This window comes from Hoeflea prorocentri, assembly GCF_027944115.1.
GTDB lineage: Bacteria > Pseudomonadota > Alphaproteobacteria > Rhizobiales > Rhizobiaceae > Hoeflea_A > Hoeflea_A prorocentri.
In genome coordinates, this window is the sequence record NZ_JAPJZI010000002.1 from 166,844 (window position 1) to 179,769 (window position 12,926).

Below are 12,926 nucleotides of genomic sequence, written 5' to 3' on the forward strand. Positions count from 1 at the left end.
TTACCAGCGGACCGTTTCGTCGGGGGCTGCCGGCTCGATCGCAAGGGCGTGGACGCCTGCTTCCAGCTCTTCATTCAGCAATTCGTTGACTGCCCTGTGCCGCGCGATGCGGGGCATGCCGGCAAATGTGTCGGAAACGATACGGATTCGGAAATGGGTTTCGCCGGTGCCATCGAAGCTTTCCTGATGGCCGGCGTGCTGATGACTTTCGTTGATGACATAAAGGCGCTGCGGCGCGAATGCATCACGAAGTTTTTTTGTCATACGCGTCTCAATTGGTCCGTTTTGTCCTGTCATGACAGCTTATTCCTGCTATGATATTGCGCCCCGGTCTGGTGCGGAGTGATTCAGCCCGCGCGTCCGATCCGATAATAGGGCAAACCGCGGCAAGTCAATGCTTGTTCGCACAGGCGGCACACATTGTAATTGAGCACATGAAACTGGATTCAAAATATTTTGACAGCATCCGCTCGTCCAAAAAGAAGGGCAAGAAGGGCGCAAAAAAGGCAACTGAAGCGCCAACCTGCCAGTGGGACGGGTGTGAGAAGAAGGGTGAATTCAAGGCGCCGGTCGGCCGCGATGCCGAGGGCGAATATTTTATGTTCTGCGCCGAACACGTGCGCGAGTACAACAAGGGCTATAATTATTTCTCCGGCCTGTCGGATGGCGAGATTGCCCGATACCAGAAAGAAGCCCTGACCGGTCACAGGCCGACCTGGACGGTCGGCGTCAACAAAACATCGGGCGGTGCGCAGGCCAATCCGCAGCATGCGCAGGCGCGCTCGGGCAGCGCCGCGGCCTATGCCAATATGCGTGATCCGTTCCGCCTTTTCGAAGAGCGGGGTTCGGCCCGGGCGCAACCGCGCAAACGAAAGCTCAAGACACTGGAGGCCAAGGCCTTCGACACGATGGGCCTTGCCGCAAATGCGACATCTGACGACATCAAAACCCGCTACAAGGAACTGGTGAAACAGCACCACCCCGATGCCAATGGCGGCGACCGGGGGTCGGAGGAGCGGTTTCGCGAAGTAATTCAGGCCTATCAATTGTTAAAACAGTCTGGTTTCTGCTAGACGATGCCTGCAGACAAAAAGTTCACGGACAATTCGGTTTCTGTGACGCGTAAAACGGCCGACAAGGACGGCCGTGGTGGAGACATGATGAACAAGATTGACCTCGATATTACCAATCTGCCGGACACAACCGTGCAGGTCAGGGAAACCTTTGATATCGATACCGATCTCAAGGTGCCGGCCTATTCTCAGGCTGATGCCTATGTGCCGGATCTGGACCCGGATTACCTGTTCGACCGGGAGACGACGCTGGCGATCCTTGCCGGCTTTGCCCACAACCGCAGGGTGATGGTCTCCGGCTATCACGGCACCGGCAAATCGACCCATATCGAACAGGTCGCCGCGCGGCTCAACTGGCCATGCGTGCGCGTCAATCTCGACAGCCATGTCAGCCGTATCGACCTTGTCGGCAAGGACGCCATCGTGCTTCAGGATGGCCAGCAGGTTACCGAATTCCGCGACGGTATTTTGCCTTGGGCCTATCAACACAATGTGGCGCTGGTCTTTGACGAATACGATGCCGGCCGCCCCGATGTGATGTTCGTTATTCAGCGGGTGCTGGAATCGTCAGGCCGCCTGACGCTTCTGGACCAGAGCCGTGTGATCCGACCGCACCCCGCCTTCCGCCTGTTTGCGACGGCAAACACGGTTGGCCTCGGCGATACGACCGGCCTTTATCATGGTACCCAGCAGATCAACCAGGCACAGATGGACCGCTGGTCGATCGTGACGACACTCAACTATCTGCCGCACGACAACGAGGTCAATATCGTACTGGCCAAGGTCAAGAGTTTCGATACCGAAGAGGGTCGCGACAAGGTTTCCAAGATGGTCCGGGTCGCGGATATGACACGTGCTGCCTTCATCAACGGCGATCTTTCGACCGTGATGAGCCCGCGTACCGTCATCACCTGGGCGGAAAATGCCGAAATCTTTGGCGACCTCGCTTTTGCCTTCCAGCTCACCTTCCTGAACAAATGTGATGAGCTCGAGCGCTCGCTGGTGGCTGAACAATATCAGCGTGCCTTCGGCGAAGAGCTCAAGGACAGCGCAGCCAATATCGTTCTGGATTCCTAGGATCGATGGCCGGCCGCGGTGACAATTCCCGGGCGACTGCCCGTCCGCCGGTCGATTCGGAACCGTTCAAGCGTGCCTTGACCGGTTGCGTGCGCTCGATTGCCAACGACCATGAACTTGAGGTGGTGTTTGCCAATGACCGGCCCGGACTTGCCGGCGAACGGGCACGGCTGCCAGATCTTCCCAAGCGCCCGTCGCGCAGCGATGTCAGCCTGACGCGTGGTGTCGGGGATTCGCTGGCGCTGCGCAAGGCCTGTCACGATACGGCTGTTCACACGGCCATGGCGCCGCAGGGGGACGACGCCCGTGAGATATTCGACGCTGTGGAACAGGCCCGGATCGAGGCAATCGGGTCAAAACGTATGGCCGGTGTTGCGGACAATCTGACAGCCGTGCTGTCGGACCGCTGCAACAAGGCCGGCTACCGCAATATCACCGACAGGGCGCAGGCACCGCTGCATGACGCGCTGGCACTTCTGGTGCGGGAAAAACTCACCGGACAGGCGCCGCCCGAGACCGCCGGTCCGGTTCTTGATCTGTGGCGCGACTGGATCGAGGAAAAAGCCGGCGCCGATATGGAGCATCTTGGCGAAGCGCTGGAAGATCAGCAGGCATTTGCCCGGCTTGTTCGCGATATGCTGGCTCATATGGATGTCGCCGAGGAATATGGCGAAGATCCCGATCAGCAGGATCAGCAGGACGAGACGACCGACGACGATCAGCCCCGCTCCGATGAGGAGAATGACGAGAGCGCGCAGGATGAAGCCGGATCGGAATCCGCGCCTGCCGAGGAGAACGAATCCGCTGACGAACAGATGGAAGACGGCGAGATGGACGGCGCCGAGGTCACCGAGGACGATATGCTCGATGACCAGGACGACGATGCCGAGACGCCGGGAGAGACACGGCGGCCGAATACGCCGTTCGACGATCTTAGCCAGAAGGTCGACTATGGCGTGTTCACCGAACAGTTCGACGAAACGGTGGCCGCCGAGGAGTTGTGTGAAGAGGCCGAGCTGGAGCGGTTGCGGGCCTTTCTCGACAAACAGCTTTCGAACCTGCAGGGCGTCGTCGGGCGTCTTGCCAACCGGTTGCAGCGGCGGCTGATGGCTCAGCAGAACCGGGCATGGGAATTCGACCTTGAGGAAGGTTATCTCGATTCCGCGCGGCTCGTGCGCATGGTGATCGATCCAATGCAGTCGCTCTCTTTCAAGATGGAACGCGATACCAATTTCCGCGACACCGTTGTCACGCTCCTGATCGATAATTCCGGATCGATGCGCGGCCGGCCGATCACGGTTGCAGCCACCTGTGCGGATATTCTTGCCCGCACGTTGGAACGCTGCGGGGTCAAGGTCGAGATCCTCGGCTTTACCACCAAGGCCTGGAAGGGCGGACAGGCCCGCGAAAAGTGGCTGGGCGAAGGAAAGCCTGCCAATCCGGGCCGGCTCAACGATTTGCGTCACATTATCTACAAATCCGCGGATGCGCCATGGCGGCGGGCGCGGCGCAATCTTGGTCTGATGATGCGCGAGGGTCTGCTGAAGGAAAACATTGATGGCGAGGCGCTGATCTGGGCGCATAACCGCCTGTTGGGGCGGCCAGAACAGCGGCGTATCCTGATGATGATTTCCGACGGCGCACCGGTTGACGATTCAACCCTGTCGGTCAATCCAGGCAATTATCTCGAGCGTCATTTGAGGGCGGTGATCGAGGAGATCGAGACGCGGTCTCCGATCGAGTTGCTTGCCATCGGCATCGGGCACGACGTGACGCGCTACTATCGCCGCGCGGTGACTATTGTCGATGCCGAGGAACTCGCCGGTGCGATGACCGAGCAGTTGGCTTCGCTCTTCGAGGAAGAGCAAGGCGGGCCGGCAATGCGGCGCGCGGGCTGATCATCATGAAGATCCTGCTGCGCCTTGCGCTGGCTCTGGGCCTTGCCGCGGTTCCGGTCACTGCTGTTGCGCGCGATGACGGTGTGAGCCGGATCGAGGTTGAAGCGCAGCAAATCCCGCGGTTCCGCGTCCGCTCTGACAAAACGCGCTTCGGAGACCTCGACTATCTTGGCGGTATTGAGATTACGTCGCCCAACGCTCTGCTGGGTGGGATCTCCGGCTTCCGGCTAATGCCGGACGGCGTCCGGTTTATTGGTGTGCTGGACACGGGCCACTGGATGACCGGCCGCATCGAGCGCGGTGCGGATGGCCGTTTGGCGGGGCTTGCCGATGTCGATATCGCGGCAATGCGCGATCGTGGCGGCGATGTTGTTCAGCAGCGTTACTATGTCGATGCGGAAGGCCTCGCGATAGACGGTGACACGGTCTATGTCAGTTTCGAGCGCGAGCACAGGATTGAGCAGCACCGTCTTGAGGACGTGCCGCAATCGTCCCCGGTGCGCCAGGTTCCGCAACCGATTCCGCTTTACGAGTTCCGGAACAATCGCGGCCTAGAAGCTCTGGCTGTTGCTCCGCTGGGAACACCGCTTGACGGCGCGCTTGTCGCGGTGAGTGAAAAGAGCCTCAACAAGAAGGGCGACATTTTTGCTGCGATTGTGACCGGTCCGAAAAAGGGCGTTTTCTTTGTGCGCCGGCATCCGCCCTTTGACGTGACGGATGGCGACTTCCTGCCGAATGGCGATCTGCTGCTGCTGGAGCGCCGGTTTTCACTTGCCGAAGGTGTCGGCATGCGCATTCGGCGCATTGCGGCGGCCGATATCAAACCGGGCGCAACGGTGGATGGCGATATTCTTATCGAGGCGGATCTTGGTTTCCAGATCGACAATATGGAGAGCCTTGACGTCTTTGAAAGCGAGGACGGCAGTACGCGTATCCTGCTTGCATCCGACGACAATCACTCGCTCCTGCAGCGCAGCCTGCTGCTGGAGTTTGAACTTGCCGATCAGGATACCAACTGAATCGGTCTAAGAGTGCTGACCGGTGGGTTTGTGCAGGCGCAGAACCGTCAGAAATGCGCGGTAGGGCGCCAGCATCGCCAGTGAAACCAGCAGCTTGACCGCCAGATCGCCGATGGCCCAGGACATCCAGCGCGGCGTCTCAAAGGCAAAGAAGCCGAGCAGCGGCGCCGCCTCGATGGCAAAAGCGTCATTGGCGCCGAGGATTGCAAAGCTTGCCGCGAAGGCGAGCGAGAAGAACAGCACCGTATCGATGATCGAACCCAGGACAGACGAAACCAGTGGCGCATGCCACCAGCGGGAATGGCGCAGGCGTTCGAAAATCGAGACGTCCAGCAGTTGCGCAACAAGGAAGGCCGATCCGGAAGCAATCGCAATGCGCGGCGTCGCGACATAGATCGAAATGCCGACGGCCAGAACAAAGCCAACGGTGACAATAAGGCGAGCCTTTGCCGGCCCGAAATGCCGGTTTGACAGGTCGGTCACCAGGAAGGCGATCGGGTAGGTGAACGCGCCCCAGGTCAGGATATCGTCCAGAACAAACGGGCCGATCGTATACATGACCGGGAACTGGACGAGATAGTTGGACGCTATCACCACTGCCGTCATCGCGAGCAGATAGGGATAGATGCGGGTGATCAGGCCAAAAGCCGAATATGCAGAGTCTTTGAGCATTTTTTTATCCTGGGTTATGCCACCAGCGAAACCGGGCTGAAACAGATCCGGTCACAATAAAGCAGGCCGGTCAAGACGGCCCGCGACTACATTATTATGCTCGCAACGCCTATCAGGCTGCTGCTTCAGCAGCCTTCTTGGCAATCTGCCGTTTCAGCAGACGGGCACGCATGGACAGTTCTTTTTCACTTGCCTTTGCCAGGAATGCGTCGAGACCGCCGCGATGCTCAACCGAACGCAGTGCGGCCGCGGAAACACGAAGCCGGTAGCTCTTGCCGAGCGCGTCGGAAATCAGTGTCACGTTGCAAAGGTTCGGGAGGAACTTGCGCCGCGTCTTGTTGTTGGCGTGGCTTACATTGTTGCCCGACTGGACGGCCTTGCCGGTCAATTCGCAACTGCGGGACATGGGTTTCACCTTCAGTCTGATGGCCTGTTGCAATGCGTGTGCGGTGCCGTGCTCCGACCGCAGCTTTCTGGCCTGTAATTGGAAAGTCGCGGTTCTATAGTCGGCGGTGGCGCGCGCGTCAAGTGAAAGCTGGCGCTGCAGTGGTGATTGGGTTAGACCTTGCGGCGCTTTTGCTGATCTTACATATTTTCGGAGAAAACGGCGTCCATGCAGGCAACGCTTATCGGATTTAGCGCCATTGTCATGTGGTCGCTGCTTGCGCTGCTGACGGCGTCTTCAGGTAAGGTTCCGCCCTTTCAGCTCGCCGCCATGTGTTTTACCATCGGCACGGCCATTGGTCTTGCCGCTCTTGCAGCCCGGCCATCGGGATTTTGGACGATCCTGCGTCAGCCCTTGCCCGTCTGGTTGCTCGGGGTCGGCGGTCTGTTCGGCTATCATTTTCTGTATTTCACGGCCCTGCGGAACGCGCCGCCCGTTGAGGCCGGTCTGATTGCTTATCTCTGGCCGCTGCTGATTGTTGTCGGTTCGGCTCTTTTGCCCGGCGAACGGCTTGGATGGCAGCATGTGGCGGGTGCTCTTGCTGGGCTTTTGGGAACTGTTCTCATCGTTTCAAGGAACGGCCTTTCCTTCGACGACCGGTTTTTGTTCGGTTACGGCGCTGCGCTGCTTTGCGCCTTCACCTGGTCTGGATATTCGTTGCTTTCCAGGCGTTTCGGGGCGGTGCCGACGGATGTGGTGACAGGTTTCTGTGGGCTGACGGCACTCCTGTCGCTGCTTTGTCATCTGGCGCTGGAAGAAACGGTGTGGCCGGTCGGGGCCGTGCAATGGGCCGCCGTTGCCGGGCTGGGCCTCCTGCCCGTCGGCGCGGCTTTTTACGCCTGGGACTACGGGGTCAAGCGCGGCAATATCCAAATTCTTGGAACGGCAAGCTATGCGGCACCGCTGCTGTCCACGCTGATCCTGATCGCAGCCGGCGCGGGGCAAGCCGACTGGCACATCGCAGTGGCCTGCGTTCTGATCACCGGAGGAGCGGTGCTGGCGGCAAAGGATTTGCTGTTTGCGCGCGGCCGCAAGGGAGAGCGGGTATGAGCCTTTTTGAGTACGGTCTCGATACCCCGCTTCCGGGCACGTTGCTGTTTTCGGCTGTGGCGGCGTTTCTTTATCTGTTGATGGTTTCAAGGCCGCCCTCGGCGCGCCGTACCGGCGTCAAAACGCTGGCTATCGCTCTCCTTGCCGTCCTTTCGGTGTTGGCAAACGGGCCGGTTCTTCTAACCGCCGGGCTGCTTGCCTGCGCCATCGGCGATGCACTTTTGGCGCAGGACGACGACCGGGCATTCCAACTTGGCATTGGGGCGTTTTTACTCGGCCATGTGGCCTATATCGCGTTGTTTGTTACTGAAGGACGTATCGACCTTTTCTCAGAGCAGCCGCTTCGCATCATCATTGCCATTGCAATCATCGGTTTTTGCGCGGTGGTTGCGCGCAGGCTCTTGCCGGCCACCGGTGCGCTTAAAGCGGCTGTGAGCGCCTATGTGGTGGTTATCGCCCTGATGGCGCTCTTTTCGCTCATGATGTCCGGTTGGGGTGTTGTTGCGGGCGCCCTATTGTTCGTGGCGTCCGACACGGTTCTGGCGCTTCAGCGTTTCCTCATGCCGGCCGAAGAAGGAACGCCCTGGCGCGCGCTCTTCGTCTGGGCGAGTTATTACCTCGCCCAGCTTCTCATCACGCTGGCAGTTCTGGGATTTTAGAAACTGTCCTTGCGGCGGCGTATCTCGGCAAAAACTTCCGCATCGCTTGCCTCGCCCATGGCGAGCAGGTCGCGGATGGCTGTCTCGCCGGTGCGAAGAAACGGGTTGGTGGCTCTTTCGAGGCCGATGGTCGTCGGCAGTGTCGGACGGTGCGCGTCCCTCAGCCTGGCGATCTCCTCAGCGCGCCGCTCCAGTGCCTTGTTTCCCGGCTCGATCGTCACCGCAAAAGCAGCGTTCGACATGGTGTATTCATGACCGCAATAGACGGTCGTGTCGTCGGGGAGCGCGGCAAGTTTCTGCAGCGATGTGTGCATCTGTTCGGGTGTTCCCTCGAAAACCCGCCCGCAGCCAAGGGCAAAAAGCGTGTCGGCGGCAAAAAGAACGGATGCGCCGGGGATATAGTAACAGATGTGACCCAGCGTATGCCCCGGGGTTTCGATCACCTGAACCTCGAACCCACCGAAATGGAAACGGTCGCCTTCCGATACTGTTTCATCGATACCCGGTATTTTTTTTGCTTCCGCGGCAGGTCCGATGATGTTGGCGCCGTAGCGTTGCTTTAAAGCGGCATTCGCCTCGACATGATCAGTATGGTGATGGGTGACGAGGATATGGTTGAGTGACCAGCCTCTGCTCTCCAGCGCCTCGACAATGGGCGCTTCCTCAGGGGCGTCGATCGAACCGGTGACACCCGTCTGCGGGTCATGGATCAGGACGCCGTAATTGTCCTGCCGACATGGAAATTGTTCGATCACCAATTCAGACATTGCTGTCTCCCAGAAATAATATTGCGACTATCGTCGGCATGCGCTTGCCGCCGGCGTTAACGTCAAGTTGGATCGGCAGGACCGGCACGGTTCAATTTAGTCCTGTCACGCATTAGGTTTATAGACATGCATACCGATATCGTCGATTTGCGGCAGTTTTACCATACCCGGCTCGGAAAGCTTGCCGAGGATGCCATTGCCATGGCCCTGTCATCGCTCTGGGCAAAACTGCCTGGCGAGCGGCTGATGGGGCTGGGATATGCCGTCCCCTATCTCGACCGTTTCAGGGCCGATGCGGAACGCGCCTTTGCCTTCATGCCCGCCGGGCAGGGCGCGATAAATTGGCCGACCCTTGAGGTGTCGGCGACGGCACTGGTCTTCGACGAGGAATTGCCTCTTGCCGATGCATCGGTTGACCGGATCCTGATGATCCATGCGCTGGAATACGCCGAAAACCCGCGTGAGACCCTGATGGAAGCCTGGCGGGTTCTGGCGCCCGGCGGCCGTTTGGTGATTGTGGTGCCGAACCGCCGCGGCATGTGGGCACGTCTTGATCATACGCCCTTCGGCTCGGGCACACCCTATTCGCGCAACCAGATTACCGGCCTTTTGCGCGATGCGAGCTTTACGCCCGGCGCGTTTGCCGAGGCACTGTTTTTTCCGCCGTCGCGGCACAAGGCTATTCAAAGCATGGCGCGGACGACCGAACGCCTCGGCAGGCGTTACTGGCCGCTCTTCAGCGGCCTCGTGGTCGTCGAAGCGCAAAAACGTCTTTATCAGGGTTTGCCGGTAGCCGAACGCGCGTCCCGGCGGGTCTTCGTGCCGGTGCTTGCGCCTCAGGGCGCCTCGCGGGCCAGCCGATGCGGCATCGGCAGGACCTGATCAGCCGTCCATGGAATCGAGCTTGTCCTGCAGGGCTCTCAGCTGATCCTTCAGCTCCTTGAGGTCGGCATTGTCGGATTTTGCCTTGTCCTCGGTGGCCGGGGCTTCCGTGCCCTGTGCGCCGGCAAAGGGCGAAAACATCTGCATGGCCTGCTGGAACATCTCGGTGTTGCGGCGCACCTGCTCTTCCATCACCTGCATGGGCATCTGCATATTGCGCGCCATCTGCGTTTCACCGAACGCCTTTGTCATCTGCTCGCGCATCTGATCCTGCTGTGCGGTAAAGGCGCTCATCGAGTGTTCCAGATAACTTGGAACAAGCATCTGCATCTGGTCGCCATAATAGGAAATGAGCTGGCGAAGAAAGGAGACGGGCAGGAGCGTGTTGCCGGTCTTGGATTCCTGCTCGAAAATGATCTGGGTCAGCACTGAGTGGGTAATGTCGTCGCCCGACTTGGCGTCCACAACCACAAAATCGTCGCCGTTCTTGACCATGACCGCCAGGTCGTCCAGCGTCACATAGGTGCTGGTGCCGGTATTGTAGAGCCGGCGATTGGCGTACTTCTTTATGACAATCTGCCCATCAGCCTTTGCCATACATGCTACCTCCCTGCCGGCGGATGCCCGATGACTGCCCCGTTTCGAGGCGGTCTCTTGATGATTGCGCGTGGCAAAAATCAGTTCTTTTTGCGCCGGTCGGCACCCCCGAAAAGGGTGCAAAATTCAACAATGACAACCACATGATCATGAGTTCCGGAAAAAGTATAGCATTATTTCAAATGGTTTGTGCAATGCGGCGAGTATGACGTGCCGATCCGGCCGGAAACGAAAGGATGCAAGGATTAGCGCAAATGCTGCAGGTGCGTTTGACTTCCGCATCAACCTGCTTCACTTTCACCGGTGACACGATCCTGGACGACAATCCAACCTTCGGGGAAATTCTATGACACAACCTTCAATCGTAATCGCCAGCGCGGCTCGAACGGCCGTGGGATCCTTCAACGGCGCCTTTGCGACGGTCCCTGCCCATGAGCTTGGCGCCTGCGCCATCTCCGGCGCCCTTGAGCGGGCCGGCGTGGACCCCTCCGATGTCGACGAAGTGATCATGGGCCAGATACTGCAGGCCGGCGAAGGCCAGAACCCCGCCCGCCAGGCGGCCATGAGCGCCGGCATTCCGCATGAAGCAACGGCCTGGGGTCTGAACCAGCTTTGCGGATCCGGATTGCGCGCGGTTGCGGTCGGCATGCAGCAGATCGCCACGGGCGATGCGTCGATTGTCGTCGCCGGCGGCCAGGAATCCATGTCCATGGCGCCGCATTGCGCCCATTTGCGCTCCGGTCAGAAGATGGGCGATCTCAAAATGATCGACACGATGATCAAGGACGGCCTGACGGATGCGTTTTACGGCTACCATATGGGCAACACGGCCGAGAATGTCGCCGAGCGCTGGCAGCTCACGCGCGAAGACCAGGACACCTTTGCCGTCGCCTCGCAGAACAAGGCCGAAGCGGCGCAGAAAGCCGGTCGGTTCAAGGACGAGATCGTGCCGTTCACCGTCAAGACCCGCAAGGGCGACATAATCGTCGAAGATGACGAGTATATCCGTCACGGTGCATCGATCGAACAGATGGCAAAGCTGCGCCCGGCGTTCTCGAAAGACGGCACGGTGACGGCGGCCAATGCGTCCGGCATTAATGACGGCGCGGCGGCGACCGTGCTGATGAGTGAAGAAGAAGCGGCCAAGCGCGGCATCAAGCCGATGGCCAAGATCGTATCCTGGGCAACGGCGGGCGTTGATCCGCAGATCATGGGAACCGGGCCGATCCCGGCTTCCAAGAAGGCGCTGGAACGCGCCGGCTGGACAATCGCCGACCTGGAGCTGGTCGAAGCCAATGAAGCGTTTGCCGCCCAGGCCTGTGCGGTAAACAAGGATCTCGGCTGGGATCCAGAGATCGTCAATGTGAATGGCGGTGCGATTGCCATCGGCCACCCGATCGGCGCGTCCGGTGCGCGGGTGCTCAATACGCTGCTTTTCGAAATGCAGCGCCGGGATGCCAAGAAGGGCCTTGCCACGCTGTGCATCGGCGGCGGAATGGGTGTCGCGATGTGCATTGAGCGCAGCTAGGAAAACCAGCGCGTGCCATCATTGGGCACGCGCATAGAAACCTCCGGGAGGTGTTATGAGTAAAGTTGCAGTTGTCACGGGCGGAACGCGAGGCATCGGCGCCGCGATTTCGGTTGCCCTCAAGGAAGCCGGCTACAGCGTCGCCGCCAACTATGCGGGCAATGACGAAAAGGCCAATGCCTTCAAGGAAGAGACGGGAATTCCCGTCTATAAGTGGGACGTTTCGGACTACCAGTCCTGCGCCGACGGGATTGCCAAGGTGGAAGCCGATCTCGGGCCGGTTGCGATCCTGGTCAACAATGCCGGCATCACGCGCGATGCCATGTTCCACAAGATGACACCGGAAAACTGGAACGATGTGATCAGCACCAACCTGACGGGTCTGTTCAACATGACGCACCCCGTCTGGCCCGGCATGCGTGAGCGCGGCTTCGGACGCGTAATCAACATCTCTTCCATCAACGGTCAGAAGGGTCAGATGGGGCAGGCAAACTATTCCGCCGCCAAGGCCGGTGATATCGGCCTGACCAAGACATTGGCTCAGGAAGGCGCCGCCAAGGGCATCACCGTGAATGCCATTTGCCCTGGCTATATCGGCACCGAGATGGTGCGGGCCGTGCCCGAGAAGGTTCTCAACGAGCGCATTCTGCCGCTGATCCCGGTCGGCCGTCTGGGCGAGCCTGAAGAGATTGCGCGCTGTGTCGTCTTCCTGGCATCGGATGATGCCGGTTTCATAACCGGCTCGACCATATCAGCCAATGGTGGGCAATATTTCGCCTGATAACGCATATTTTTCATAAAAAGGCGGCGTCCGATGGGCGCCGCCTTTTTGTTTTCCGATTCGTTTTTCGTCGTCGGCCCCTTGGCGCCGGTCAGTGCGTATTAACTTTTTTCATGACGTGACAGCGTCTGTTGTTAACGATTGGCCCTGCCCGGCACGTCATACGAGGGCCTCCAGCCGTCCTGACTTGTGGCTGAGCCGTTGCGGCGGGATAGATGTTGTGTGGACAAAACAGGAACGTGTGCCGGTCAGCGATTCGTCGCCGTTTCGTTCCGCCTTTGATCGTATTGTTAACGCATATCGCGAAAATTCGGTATTTTCCCGTTTAGGAACCGTTAAGTTTTTGCGAGCGTTTACAGGCTGTTAACCATAATGTTCGGATCGGTCAGGCACCTTGAGGCAAATCGTTAACGCTGACAGTCCAAATTCGGCATTATCTGCAATTCGGGGTCGACAGCCGATTCAGCATCTAGTGGTG

Annotated in this window: 14 protein-coding genes; 9 read left to right on the forward strand and 5 right to left on the reverse strand. The window is 59.1% G+C overall.

Annotated elements, in window-relative coordinates:
• A complete protein-coding gene (locus OQ273_RS22360) occupies positions 1-264 on the reverse strand; it encodes a BolA family protein (RefSeq protein ID WP_267993326.1) in 264 nt (87 codons plus the stop codon).
• A 161-nt stretch (positions 265-425) separates the two neighbouring features.
• On the opposite strand from OQ273_RS22360, the gene OQ273_RS22365 reads away from it, so the two are divergent.
• The 4 genes from OQ273_RS22365 to OQ273_RS22380 all read left to right on the forward strand — a co-directional run bounded on the left by OQ273_RS22365 (position 426) and on the right by OQ273_RS22380 (position 5,067).
• The gene (locus OQ273_RS22365; protein WP_267993576.1) at positions 426-1,073 is read left to right on the forward strand and encodes a J domain-containing protein; all 648 of its coding nucleotides are present in this window, start codon (positions 426-428) and stop codon (positions 1,071-1,073) included.
• An 87-nt stretch (positions 1,074-1,160) separates the two neighbouring features.
• Positions 1,161-2,150 (forward strand): cobaltochelatase subunit CobS, encoded by a 990-nt coding sequence (cobS, locus tag OQ273_RS22370; protein ID WP_267993327.1) that lies wholly within the window; start codon positions 1,161-1,163, stop codon positions 2,148-2,150.
• A gap of 5 nt (positions 2,151-2,155) precedes the next feature.
• Positions 2,156-4,048: a cobaltochelatase subunit CobT gene (gene cobT, locus OQ273_RS22375; protein ID WP_267993328.1), complete on the forward strand. Its 1,893-nt coding sequence runs from the start codon at positions 2,156-2,158 to the stop codon at positions 4,046-4,048.
• A gap of 5 nt (positions 4,049-4,053) precedes the next feature.
• Entirely contained in the window at positions 4,054-5,067 is a 1,014-nt protein-coding gene (locus OQ273_RS22380; protein ID WP_267993329.1) for an esterase-like activity of phytase family protein, read from the forward strand.
• A 6-nt stretch (positions 5,068-5,073) separates the two neighbouring features.
• Here OQ273_RS22380 and OQ273_RS22385 read toward each other — a convergent pair whose 3' ends face one another.
• Both OQ273_RS22385 and rpmB read right to left on the reverse strand, forming a co-directional pair.
• Positions 5,074-5,739, reverse strand: a complete 666-nt coding sequence (locus tag OQ273_RS22385; protein WP_267993330.1) for a queuosine precursor transporter — start codon at positions 5,737-5,739, stop codon at positions 5,074-5,076.
• A gap of 112 nt (positions 5,740-5,851) precedes the next feature.
• Positions 5,852-6,145 carry a 50S ribosomal protein L28 gene (gene rpmB, locus OQ273_RS22390; protein WP_267993331.1) on the reverse strand — a complete coding sequence of 98 codons (294 nt, stop codon included), beginning with the start codon at positions 6,143-6,145 and terminating at the stop codon, positions 5,852-5,854.
• Positions 6,146-6,352: 207 nt separating this feature from the next.
• Between rpmB and yddG the strand changes: the two genes are divergently transcribed.
• Positions 6,353-7,234, forward strand: a complete 882-nt coding sequence (gene yddG / locus OQ273_RS22395) for an aromatic amino acid exporter YddG (RefSeq protein WP_267993332.1) — start codon at positions 6,353-6,355, stop codon at positions 7,232-7,234.
• The gene (locus OQ273_RS22400) at positions 7,231-7,893 is read left to right on the forward strand and encodes a lysoplasmalogenase (protein WP_267993333.1); all 663 of its coding nucleotides are present in this window, start codon (positions 7,231-7,233) and stop codon (positions 7,891-7,893) included. Before yddG ends, OQ273_RS22400 begins: the two co-directional genes overlap by 4 nt.
• Here the strand turns inward: OQ273_RS22400 and gloB are convergent.
• Positions 7,890-8,660, reverse strand: coding sequence for a hydroxyacylglutathione hydrolase (gloB, locus tag OQ273_RS22405; protein ID WP_267993334.1), 771 nt, complete (start codon positions 8,658-8,660; stop codon positions 7,890-7,892). The two genes, OQ273_RS22400 and gloB, sit on opposite strands and share 4 nt — an antisense overlap.
• A 126-nt stretch (positions 8,661-8,786) precedes the next feature.
• Here gloB and OQ273_RS22410 point away from each other — a divergent pair, with 126 nt between their 5' ends.
• Positions 8,787-9,542, forward strand: a complete 756-nt coding sequence (locus OQ273_RS22410) for a class I SAM-dependent methyltransferase (RefSeq protein WP_267993335.1) — start codon at positions 8,787-8,789, stop codon at positions 9,540-9,542.
• Here the strand turns inward: OQ273_RS22410 and phaR are convergent, their stop codons facing one another.
• Positions 9,543-10,139, reverse strand: a complete 597-nt coding sequence (gene phaR, locus OQ273_RS22415; RefSeq protein WP_267993336.1) for a polyhydroxyalkanoate synthesis repressor PhaR — start codon at positions 10,137-10,139, stop codon at positions 9,543-9,545.
• 346 nt (positions 10,140-10,485) lie between these two features.
• On the opposite strand from phaR, the gene OQ273_RS22420 reads away from it, so the two are divergent.
• Both OQ273_RS22420 and phbB read left to right on the forward strand, forming a co-directional pair.
• A complete protein-coding gene (locus tag OQ273_RS22420) occupies positions 10,486-11,667 on the forward strand; it encodes an acetyl-CoA C-acetyltransferase (protein WP_267993337.1) in 1,182 nt (393 codons plus the stop codon).
• Positions 11,668-11,722: 55 nt separating this feature from the next.
• Positions 11,723-12,448, forward strand: coding sequence for a beta-ketoacyl-ACP reductase (phbB, locus tag OQ273_RS22425; RefSeq protein ID WP_267993338.1), 726 nt, complete (start codon positions 11,723-11,725; stop codon positions 12,446-12,448).
• Positions 12,449-12,926: the final 478 nt, after the last annotated feature.